The following is a 9,301-nucleotide window of genomic DNA, read 5'->3' on the forward strand; positions in this document are numbered from 1 at the left end:
AGGGAACCCGCCCCCCCTTCCTCGCTTTCTCGGGGGCTTCTAGGCAGCGGCGCATAGTCTCGACGTGTGGTGCGCTACATCAATGTCCCCTTCAACTCTGCTGGATTCAGCACGGGTGTCGCCCGCATGCCCGCGGCACTCGGTTTCGAGGGCATCGACATCCACGTGTCGGCGGAGCCGGTGCGCGGTCCATCCGGGTTCCTCGCTGAGAAGGCACTCGTACGAATGGTCGCGGATGTCGAGGCGGCAGTGCGTGATGCGTTCGCCGCCGGGGAGGTGCCGATCGTCATCGGTGGCGACTGCCCCATCCTGCTCGGCGGCGTCGCTGCGATGCACGACCCCGGGCTCGTCTTCCTCGACGGCCACGAGGATGCATGGCAGCCGACACCGGAGGTGCGCGGCGAGGCGTCAGACAGCGAGCTCGGTATCGCTGTCGGGTCGGTGGCGGCGCCCATCGGACCATTCGTCGATCCATCGAGGGTGGTGGCCCTCGGCCCCCGCGACGCAAGCGAGATCGGCGAGTTCGGGCAGGACCGCATCGATGCGCTGGTCGCCATCCACGATGACGCGTGGGTCAACGCGGCTACGGCATACGAGTTGCTCGACTTCGCAGCACCGGCGATCTCCGGGCCGTGGTGGCTGCACATCGACCTCGACGTGCTCTCGACGAGCGCGCTCGGCGCCGTCGACTCCCCCCAGCCGGGCGGGCTGAGCTGGCGTCGGCTAGAGCGCACTGTCGGCCTTCTGGTTGCGAACGGCGGGTGCCTCGGGGCGAGTATCGGCGTGTACAACCCCGACCTCGACGAGGGCCGCTCGGCGGCACGCGTCGCGGCCTTCGTGCAGCGCCTCGCGAAGTGGCTGGAGCGCGGGCGACTTGCGGTTTCAGCGCCGTAAGCTCGCTACGTGAGTTTCACCGTCCGCCGCGCCCGCACCTCCGATGTTCCTGCCATCCAGGCCCTGGTCGAGCCGCTCGTGCAGAAGCGCATCCTGCTCGGCAAAGACCTCGTCGTGTTGTTCGAAGCAGTGCAGGAGTTCCGCGTGGCGGTCGACGAGAACGACACCCCGATCGGATGCGGCGCGCTGCACGTCATGTGGCAGGACCTCGGCGAGGTGCGCACCCTCGCCGCCGCCGACGAGTGGCTGCGCACGGGCGTCGGCCATGCCATCCTCGAGCGCATCGAGGCAGACGCCCTCGAGCTCGGGTTGTCGCGGCTCTTCTGCCTCACCTTCGAGACGGAGTTCTTCGAACGGCACGGCTTCCGGGCGATCGGCGATGGCGTCGTCGCCCCCGACGTGTACGCCCAGCTCGCACTCTCGCCCGACGAGGGAGTCGCGGAGTTCCTCGATCTGGCACGCGTCAAGCCGAACACTCTCGGCAACACGCGGATGCTTAAGGACCTCGTCTAGCAATCAGGCTTAGCCTGACTGCATGTCGACGTTCCGAAACCCCGTCGGCCCGCAGCCGAGCAGTGTGTACTGGCGGCGCCGGCTCGTGGTGGGTGGCGGCCTGCTGCTGGTCATCGTCATCATCCTGCTCATCGTCTTCGCGCCGAAAGGCGGAGAGAAGCAGCCAGCCTCGACGCCGAGCTCGACGCCAACATCGTCGTCGGCGGCTCAGGAAGACCTCGAACCGCAGGCCTGCAATCCCGACTCCATCAGTCTTGAGGCCGTTACAGACGCCTCGGAGTACCAGGCGGGCCAGCAGCCCCTCATCTCGATGACGATCACGAACCTCGGTGCCGCCGCGTGCACGATCAACGTCGGCACCGATGCGCAGGAGTACCGCATCACGAGCGGAAGCGATGCGATCTGGAACTCGCGTGACTGCCAGACGGCACCTGCACCGCAGGAGTTCACCCTCGAGCCTGGCGCCGACAATGCGCAGTCGACCGCGCCGTTCGCGTGGGACCGCACGAGGTCCTCCACCACGACATGCGACACCACACGCCCAGAGGTTGCCGCCGGCGGAGGCACCTACCGGCTCACGGTGCTGCTCGGCGACATCGAGTCGGCGGAGTCGAGGGCCTTCCTGCTCTACTAGGGGCCGTCGCTACAATCGAGGCCATGTCCTCGATCTCGGTCGTGATACCGGTGCGCAACGACGCCGAGATGCTCGCTCGCTGCCTCGACGCTCTTGCGCGGCAGTCGCGGGTACCCGACGAGATCGTCGTCGTCGACAACGGATCGACGGATGCGACGGCGGCCGTGGCTGCTGCCGGGCACGCACGCGTCGTGGTCGAGCCGCGGCTGGGAATCTTTCCCGCGACGGCCACTGGCTTCGACGCCGCACGTGGTGAGGTGCTCGCCCGCCTCGACGCGGACTCGGTAGCGCCACCGGACTGGGTCGCGCGGGTCGAGGCTGCCTTCGACGCCGACCCGTCGCTCACGGCGCTGACGGGACCGGGCGACTTCTACGGTGGCAACCGGCTCACGCACTTCGCCGGTCGCTTCCTCTACATCGGCGGGTACTTCTGGTTCATGGGGCTCGTGCTCGGGCATCCACCGCTGTTCGGATCCAATCTCGCCCTTCGCGCGAGTGCGTGGCAGCGCCTTCGGCGCACGGTGCACCGTGACCTCAGCGAGGTGCACGATGACCTCGACCTCAGCTACCACATCGAGCCAGACATGGATGTTGTGCTCGACCGGTCTCTGCGGGTCGGCATATCCGCCCGACCGTTCGACACCTGGCCGACGCTGCGCCGCCGCCTTGTGCTTGCGTATGCCACCATCCGGCTCAACGGCAGGGAGATTCCCACTGCGCATCGGCGCTCCGCGCGCCGCCGTTTCGCCAGGGAGCGAGCCCGGCAGCGAGCTCTGCGATAAGGAAGGCCGCGCGGCTTCAGGCCTTCTGGTAGAGCGCGATCAGGTCGCGGGTGAGCTGATGGGGCGCGGTCTCGCACGGGCTGTGGCCGGTCGGGTACACGGCAAGCGCCGCGCCGATCTGCTCCGCGAACTCCTGGTGCAGTGCCGTCGGCCACAGGTCGTGCTCGCCGACGGCCACGAGCTTGGGGTGGGGCCACGCCCTGATCTGGGCCCGCAGGTCTGGGGTGTTCTTCATGAGCGCGATCACGTGCGCGACGCTCTCGCGGGAGGTGAAGCCGAGCCGGTAGGTGACGAAGGCCAGCCGCCCGGGCGGCACGTGGGTGACGTTGCGCCGTAGTCCCCAGATCATGAGGGAGGCGCCGATCGCTCCCGTGGTCAGGGTGCTGATCCGCCCGATTCGCTTGATGCCGCGGAATCCCTGGCCGGGCTGGGGTGGGCAGCTCAGCAGGGCGAGGCTCGCGAACAGCTCTGGTCGCTCGACCAGGGCGAGCTGGGCGATCGTGCCGGCAAACGAGTACCCCAGCACGTGGGATGCGCCGGGTGATGCCTCGAGGATGGCGATCAGGTCGGCGACGAAGAGGTCGTGTGTGTAGCGCACACCAGGGCCTGGCCCTGCCTCTGCCGACTCGTACTGGCCTGCCATGTCGTAGCTGAAGACATGGTAGCCAGCCTCTGCCAAGAGCGGCAGCATGAGCAGGAAGTCCTCTTTCGACCCGGTGACCCCGGGTATGAGCACGACCCGGGGGTGCGACTCGTCTCCCATGGAGAGTGTCGCGAGTCGGCCGCTCGGGGCATGGAAGTAGGAACGAACAGCTCCGTCCGGCACTGTCGTCCAGTCGAGGTCGTTGATGGCCTCGTCGAGTTCGCGCTCGCGTACCACGAAAACCGAATATAGCGCGGGTTCAGGCCGGATGAACAGCCGGTGCGGCAACCCGGAGGATGAAGCGCTGCACGCGTCGGTAGACGGTGTGGGACTCCGCGATGCGGTCGTCCTGCTGCCAGGTGTGCCGGGCTCGCCGGTGGGACTTGTCGAAGACGAGGGTCTCGACGGGAACGGCCGCGCTGCGAAGCCGCGCGATGAAGTTGAGGTTGGCCTTGTAGAAGAAGTCGTGCTCTGAGGTGGTCACGAGCACGGGGGGAAAGCCCTCGTCGAGCCACTCGATGGGGGAGAGGAAGCGGGCCGCGTGCGGAAGCAGGTGGTTGGCCACGCGGGTCGGCAGCAGCATCCTGACGAAGTGGAGCCCCATGATGAACCCGCGCTCGAAGATGACGGAGAAGTCGACCGCGCTGCAGTGCTGCACGACTCCGCGAATCGACGAGTCCGGCACGGCTGGGGTGATGCCGTAGTGCTCGGCGAGCTCGGAGCGGCGGCCCGACGCGGCTAGCAGAGCGGCGATCTGACCGCCGGCGGAGTCCCCACCGAGCACGATGCGTGCGGGGTCGCCCCCGAATCGGGCGATGCTGCGGTGAACCCAGCCGAGCGCGTCGTTGGCGTCGTGGAGGATGTCGCCCATGTGCGCCCGTGACGCAGGGCGGTAGTTCACGTTCACCACGACCATTCCGCCGTTCGCCTGAATCGCGCAGTACTTGGTAAGCGAACGCTTGTCGCCCGACGTCCATCCGCCGCCGTGAAAGTAGACGTAGACCGGAAGAGGGCCAGCGGTCTGCAGCGGGGCGATCACGTCGAGCTGCTGTGCTGAGTCGCCGTCGCTCGCGTAGTCGATATCGTGCGTGTACGAAACGGTGGTGAGGGGGTCGACGTTGAAGCGACGGGTCTCTCCGGGCGAGCGGTGCGCCATCACCAGACGCCACGCCCAGACCGGCATCCGTGGCAGCACTGGGCGGGCAAATCTCATGCAAGCACGGTAATCCAGCGAAGTGAGTGCGGCCTGAGCGTAAGGCGCACGATGGATAGCTGATAGCTGTTAAATGCTGAGAAGAGTGTCGGTGGGGAATTCGTCCACGCGGCGATACCGGCGCAGCGGGGAGAATGGTCGGGTGACGACCGACGTTCTCGCCCTGCTCAACCAGCCATCGAAGGATGCCGCCCCCCACATCGAGGGCGCGCCGCCCTTCGAGATGGCCGACCCGCGACTCCCGCACCTCAGCGTGCTCGATCTCGGAGCCACCCGCGGCGACGGTGTCTTCGAGTCCATCAGCGTCGGCGGAGGCGTGCCGCAGGCACTCGACCACCACCTTCGCCGGTTTGCGGCATCAGCGGCCAAGCTCGACCTCCCGGCTCCCGACGCAGAGGTCTGGCGAGCGGCAATCGCGGCGGTTGTCGCAGAGCTCGACGCGGCCCGCGACTCCTGGGTCAAGCTGGTGCTGACCCGCGGCATCGAGGGTGACGGGCGTCCAACCGGATGGGTCTACGCCGCCTACGCCGGTGACTTCACCGCCGCCCGCACCGACGGGGTGCGCGTCGTCACGCTCGACCGGGGATACCGTCACGACGTCGAGGTGACGTCGCCATGGCTGCTGGCCGGCGCCAAGACCCTGAGCTACGCCGTCAACCGCTCCGTCTTTCGCGAGGCCGCCCGGCGCGGTGCCGATGACGTCATCTTCGTGTCGAGTGACGGGTACGTGCTCGAGGGGCCGACGTCGACCGTGCTGTACCGACGGGGCGACCGGCTGCTGTCGCCGGGAACGGGCCTCGGCATCCTCGACGGCACGACGCAGGCGAACGTCTTCCGCTTCGCGAGCGAGCGCGGCTTGTCGACGGGTTTCGAGCTGCTCACGCCGCTCGAGCTCGCGCAGAGCGATGACATCTGGCTCGTCTCGAGCGTGCGCCATCTGGCGCCCGTCCGAGAGCTCGACGGAGTGCCACGCTCGTTCGACCGCGAGTTCACCGCCGACGCCAATGCATGGCTGTCAGCTCTCAAGCACTGAGCTGTCCCCCGAATGTCCTCTGTTCGGAGGACTGCTGTCCTCTATGAGGAGGACGAAATGTACCCCGAAGCGTGTCGATTTTGTTTCGTCCCGCGGTGAAACCTAAATCGCTTCCGGAGATTTCGCAGGGTCGAAAAGAAGCGGAAATGCATGGAATTCAAGGCTTGAACTCATGGGAGCGTTCCCAACCTTCGCATTTCGCACATGTACCCCAGACGTCCCCCACAACGGGGGATGATGTACCCCGGGGTACGACGCGTAGGTTTGCCACATCAGCCAGCCGGATTCACGGCCAGCAGAGTCAGGGGAGATCATGTCAGGCAACCACGTAGCCCACGTCAGCCGCCTCAACCAGCCCATCGGACGCTCACGCACCGCTGTCGCCGCTGTAGACCACGTCGACACGTCGACGAGCGCATGGATCCTCGTCGCCTCCCCCGCCCTCTTCTTCGGCTTTGTGGCCTCTGCCGTACAGCTCGGGTTCAACGACCCGATCACTCTCGCGATGAGCGCATCGGTCTTCTACTTTCTTTCCGTCGTTCTCGCCGCCGTCGACGAGTACACACTTCGCTCGGCCGGACACCCGACGGCATCGCCGTACCTGGCGCTGCTGACCTCCATCCCGTACCTCACTGCTCGCACCGCAGCCCTCGTCGAGGAGACCGGTCGTGGCCTGATGGTGCTCTGGGCCGGCATCGGCGTCATGATGGTCACGATTGCTGCTGCGCTGTTCCTGATCTCCTAGCCAGCGCTCGCTGCCGCAGCAGTTCGATCGCGGCGAATCCCGCGGCAATACCGATCATCGCGACCGCGCCATATGGCGCGTAGATGTGCCGGAACGTGAACACCAGCCCGCTGCAGAGCAGCACAGCCGCGGCGATGAAGAACGGCACCGACCTCACCCCCGCCACCCAGCTCGAACCGAGCACGCAGACGACAGCAGCGAGGAACGCGAGAGCGCCGATGCGGCCAAAGCTGCCGCCGGTGCCGAACAGTGCGACGACCCCGTCACCGCTCCTTCCGGTGGCCAGCACGACGGTACCGGCGGCTATCCCTGAGATGGCATCGAGAGCCCCGTAGAAGACGACGTAGGCGATCGCCGCAACGCGGCCCGCCCATCCGAGCGGTGTCGAGTCGTGGCGCAGCAGCACGAAGACGGCGACCGCGAGCAGCGGGAAGAGCGGCACGAGAGCTATGTGCATGGTGACCCACCACTGTGCGCTCTCAGCATCGAGACGCACCGGATGCGTCAGCCCGACCCCCGCGAGAACCAGCCCTGGCAGCGAGACGGCCGCAATGGCGGCCCAACGTGTAGTCATGAACGCACCCTACCGACCTCCCGCCGATCCGCGAGGTCGCACTCCGCTCTGCGCATGCCTAGCGTGGGCTCCCGGGTAGCTGGGAGTCGAATGCGATTCCCCGCCGCGCCCCTCCTCTGGGTATGGGATGGGGGCATGGACAAGAATCCGATCGACCCGCGTGACGGCGAGCTGCCAACGGACGCAGATCTCGATCCGCAGCCAACCGAAGTAAAGGAGTAGCAGATGCCTCGCATTTCCCTTCTGGCCGGGGTCGTCATCGGCGTCGTCGCGGCCATGGTTCTCGGCAGAGACAGGCTCAACGACGCGCACGCCAAGATCAAGGATGTTTGGGAGGGCCCGCAGGTGCAGGGCGCCCTTTCGAAGGCCGACCACTTCATCGCAGAGAAGGCGCCGACGCTGCACGGTGTGGCGGAGGCGGTCGTCGACGCGATGCCGCACAAGGGTGCAGCGAGTTCGACGGCCTCTGCAGACACCGGAGCAACGGCGCTGTGAGCAACGCCACAGCTCCAGCGCCCGACGATGACGACGTCTTCGGCGATGCGGTCAACCCGCCCCTGCCAGACCAGGGACCGAGTGATGGCAACGACGAGGAGGCCACCGACCAGGTGCCGGGGGCGCACTAGGCGATGAGCGATTCGAGCACTCGACTCCTGGCCGACCGGGTGGAGGTTGAACGGGCTATCGGCGCGGCCTCTGCGCAGCTCGACGCCCTGCTGCTCGCCCGCCGCGACGTTGCCGCCGATGACGAGCACGATCCAGAGGGGCCGACGGTGTCGATCCAGCGGGCCGAGGCCGAGGCGATGCTGCGGCAGGCACGACAGCACCTCGACGAGGTGGATGCCGCGCTCGGCCGGGTCGCCGCTGGCACCTACGGCGTGTGCGAGAGCTGCGGCCGCGACATCCCGGCGGCTCGCCTTGAGGCACGGCCATTCGCGCGCCGTTGCGTGGCGTGCACAACACGAGAGGAACGATCATGAGCGATGAGCAAGACACCGGCAGCCTGTTCGCGTCACCCCAGAGCATGGGTGCGTCGGGCAGCCTGCCGATTCCCGAGGTCGGCGCAGAGGAGGGCGAGTTCGAGTCGACGGAGATCTCCGGCGACTACCTGCCAGAGGACGACCTCGATGACGATGACGACGAAGATGACGACGACGACTACGACGCCCTCGACGGTCTCGACGAGGAGGAGTAGCTAGAAGTCGGGCACGTCGACGCGCTCGACCGTCGACGACGCGAAGGCGAGCCGAAGGGCCTCGCGCACGTGTAGCGCCTCAGAGTCGATCACCGTCGAGAAGCCGAGGCGTCGCGCCTCGGTCACGCGCTGCTTGGCGCTCGCGACCGGGCGGATCTCGCCGGCAAGGCTGATCTCGCCGATAGCCGCCTGGGTCACCGGGAAGGCCTTGTCGCGAAACGCGCTCGCGATTGCCAGGGCAATGGCGAGGTCGGCCCCTGGCTCGGTGAGCCGGATGCCGCCGACCGTCGACACGTAGACGTCGTGGTCAGAGAGCACGACCCCCGCCCGCCGCTCGAGCACCGCCAGCAGCATCGCCACCCGTGAGCCGTCGACGCCGTTGACGACCCGCCGCGGCATCGGAGCCTGGGTCTTGACCACGAGTGCCTGCACCTCGACCGGCAGTGCGCGGCGGCCCTCGATCGCGATGGTCACGCACGTGCCGCTGGCGGGTGTGCGCGCCCTGCTGAGGAAGAGGCCGCTCGGATCGGCGACCTCCGCGATGCCATCGCCGGTCATCTCGAAGCAGCCGACCTCGTCGGTTGGTCCGAACCGGTTCTTCTGCGATCGCACGAAACGCAGCGAGGTCTGGCGGTCGCCCTCGAAGTGCAGCACGACATCCACGAGGTGCTCCAGCAGCCGGGGGCCCGCGATGGTGCCGTCTTTCGTGACGTGGCCGACGAGCAGCACGGGCAGGTTGCGGTCTTTGCTGATGCGGATGAGCGTGGAGGCGACCTCGCGCACCTGCGAGGGGCCGCCGGCCAGACCGTCGGTGAGCCCGGAGGACACGGTCTGCACCGAGTCGACGATGACGAGCTGCGGCTGCACCTGGTCGATCTGCCCGAGGATCGTGGCGAGGTCGGTCTCGGCCGCGAGGTACAGCTCGGGCTGCAGTGCCCCGGTGCGCTCTGCCCGCAGCCGCACCTGGCTCACCGACTCCTCGGCGCTCACGTAGAGCACGCGCTGCCCGGATGCCGCCGCGCGCGACGCGACCTCGAGCAGCAGCGTCGACTTGCCGACCCCGGGCTCACCACTC

General features: G+C 67.6%; 14 protein-coding genes. 10 read left to right on the forward strand and 4 right to left on the reverse strand.

The window, feature by feature from the left end:
• Nucleotides 1-66 precede the first annotated feature (66 nt).
• Genes AC14A7_RS11545 through AC14A7_RS11560 form a run of 4 tightly spaced genes read left to right on the forward strand, consistent with a single transcriptional unit; the run spans nt 67 to nt 2,823 of the window.
• Nucleotides 67-894: an arginase family protein gene (locus AC14A7_RS11545; RefSeq protein WP_484009175.1), complete on the forward strand. Its 828-nt coding sequence runs from the start codon at nt 67-69 to the stop codon at nt 892-894.
• 9 nt (nt 895-903) lie between these two features.
• Nucleotides 904-1,407, forward strand: coding sequence for an amino-acid N-acetyltransferase (locus AC14A7_RS11550; RefSeq protein WP_484009177.1), 504 nt, complete (start codon nt 904-906; stop codon nt 1,405-1,407).
• A 22-nt stretch (nt 1,408-1,429) separates the two neighbouring features.
• On the forward strand, nt 1,430-2,041 hold the full coding sequence (locus AC14A7_RS11555) for a hypothetical protein (RefSeq protein WP_484009179.1): 612 nt from the start codon (nt 1,430-1,432) through the stop codon (nt 2,039-2,041).
• 23 nt (nt 2,042-2,064) lie between these two features.
• Nucleotides 2,065-2,823, forward strand: a complete 759-nt coding sequence (locus AC14A7_RS11560) for a glycosyltransferase family A protein (RefSeq protein WP_484009181.1) — start codon at nt 2,065-2,067, stop codon at nt 2,821-2,823.
• A 16-nt stretch (nt 2,824-2,839) separates the two neighbouring features.
• Here the strand turns inward: AC14A7_RS11560 and AC14A7_RS11565 are convergent, their stop codons facing one another.
• Together AC14A7_RS11565 and AC14A7_RS11570 are read right to left on the reverse strand one after the other, a co-directional pair.
• Nucleotides 2,840-3,703 (reverse strand): alpha/beta fold hydrolase, encoded by an 864-nt coding sequence (locus AC14A7_RS11565; protein WP_484009183.1) that lies wholly within the window; start codon nt 3,701-3,703, stop codon nt 2,840-2,842.
• A gap of 22 nt (nt 3,704-3,725) precedes the next feature.
• Nucleotides 3,726-4,679, reverse strand: a complete 954-nt coding sequence (locus tag AC14A7_RS11570) for an alpha/beta hydrolase (protein WP_484009185.1) — start codon at nt 4,677-4,679, stop codon at nt 3,726-3,728.
• Nucleotides 4,680-4,821: 142 nt separating this feature from the next.
• Here AC14A7_RS11570 and AC14A7_RS11575 point away from each other — a divergent pair, with 142 nt between their 5' ends.
• Together AC14A7_RS11575 and AC14A7_RS11580 are read left to right on the forward strand one after the other, a co-directional pair.
• A complete protein-coding gene (locus AC14A7_RS11575; protein WP_484009187.1) occupies nt 4,822-5,712 on the forward strand; it encodes an aminodeoxychorismate lyase in 891 nt (296 codons plus the stop codon).
• A gap of 313 nt (nt 5,713-6,025) precedes the next feature.
• On the forward strand, nt 6,026-6,457 hold the full coding sequence (locus AC14A7_RS11580; RefSeq protein ID WP_484009189.1) for a hypothetical protein: 432 nt from the start codon (nt 6,026-6,028) through the stop codon (nt 6,455-6,457).
• On the opposite strand, the gene AC14A7_RS11585 is transcribed toward AC14A7_RS11580, so the two are convergent.
• Nucleotides 6,423-7,031: a hypothetical protein gene (locus AC14A7_RS11585; RefSeq protein WP_484009191.1), complete on the reverse strand. Its 609-nt coding sequence runs from the start codon at nt 7,029-7,031 to the stop codon at nt 6,423-6,425. The genes AC14A7_RS11580 and AC14A7_RS11585 overlap by 35 nt on opposite strands.
• A gap of 225 nt (nt 7,032-7,256) precedes the next feature.
• On the opposite strand from AC14A7_RS11585, the gene AC14A7_RS11590 reads away from it, so the two are divergent.
• From AC14A7_RS11590 to AC14A7_RS11605, 4 genes are read left to right on the forward strand one after another with little or no spacing between them, the layout of a single operon-like run.
• On the forward strand, nt 7,257-7,526 hold the full coding sequence (locus AC14A7_RS11590) for a hypothetical protein (RefSeq protein WP_484009193.1): 270 nt from the start codon (nt 7,257-7,259) through the stop codon (nt 7,524-7,526).
• A complete protein-coding gene (locus AC14A7_RS11595; protein WP_484009194.1) occupies nt 7,523-7,657 on the forward strand; it encodes a hypothetical protein in 135 nt (44 codons plus the stop codon). The genes AC14A7_RS11590 and AC14A7_RS11595 overlap by 4 nt, the downstream gene beginning before the upstream one ends.
• A 3-nt stretch (nt 7,658-7,660) precedes the next feature.
• Nucleotides 7,661-8,011: a TraR/DksA family transcriptional regulator gene (locus AC14A7_RS11600; protein ID WP_484009196.1), complete on the forward strand. Its 351-nt coding sequence runs from the start codon at nt 7,661-7,663 to the stop codon at nt 8,009-8,011.
• Nucleotides 8,008-8,226 carry a hypothetical protein gene (locus tag AC14A7_RS11605; protein WP_484009198.1) on the forward strand — a complete coding sequence of 73 codons (219 nt, stop codon included), beginning with the start codon at nt 8,008-8,010 and terminating at the stop codon, nt 8,224-8,226. The genes AC14A7_RS11600 and AC14A7_RS11605 overlap by 4 nt, the downstream gene beginning before the upstream one ends.
• Here AC14A7_RS11605 and radA read toward each other — a convergent pair.
• A partial coding sequence (gene radA / locus AC14A7_RS11610) for a DNA repair protein RadA (protein WP_484009199.1) occupies nt 8,227-9,301 on the reverse strand: 1,075 nt, incomplete at its 5' end.

The organism is Conyzicola sp. (assembly GCF_057073975.1).

Coding starts and splice junctions, on each gene's coding strand:
- AC14A7_RS11555 (WP_484009179.1), top strand. CDS start 1,430: ATGTCGACGTTCCGAAACCCCGTCGGCCCGCAGCCGAGCAGTGTGTAC.
- AC14A7_RS11560 (WP_484009181.1), top strand. CDS start 2,065: ATGTCCTCGATCTCGGTCGTGATACCGGTGCGCAACGACGCCGAGATG.
- AC14A7_RS11570 (WP_484009185.1), bottom strand. CDS start 4,679: ATGAGATTTGCCCGCCCAGTGCTGCCACGGATGCCGGTCTGGGCGTGG.
- AC14A7_RS11580 (WP_484009189.1), top strand. CDS start 6,026: ATGTCAGGCAACCACGTAGCCCACGTCAGCCGCCTCAACCAGCCCATC.
- AC14A7_RS11585 (WP_484009191.1), bottom strand. CDS start 7,031: ATGACTACACGTTGGGCCGCCATTGCGGCCGTCTCGCTGCCAGGGCTG.
- AC14A7_RS11590 (WP_484009193.1), top strand. CDS start 7,257: ATGCCTCGCATTTCCCTTCTGGCCGGGGTCGTCATCGGCGTCGTCGCG.
- AC14A7_RS11600 (WP_484009196.1), top strand. CDS start 7,661: ATGAGCGATTCGAGCACTCGACTCCTGGCCGACCGGGTGGAGGTTGAA.
- AC14A7_RS11605 (WP_484009198.1), top strand. CDS start 8,008: ATGAGCGATGAGCAAGACACCGGCAGCCTGTTCGCGTCACCCCAGAGC.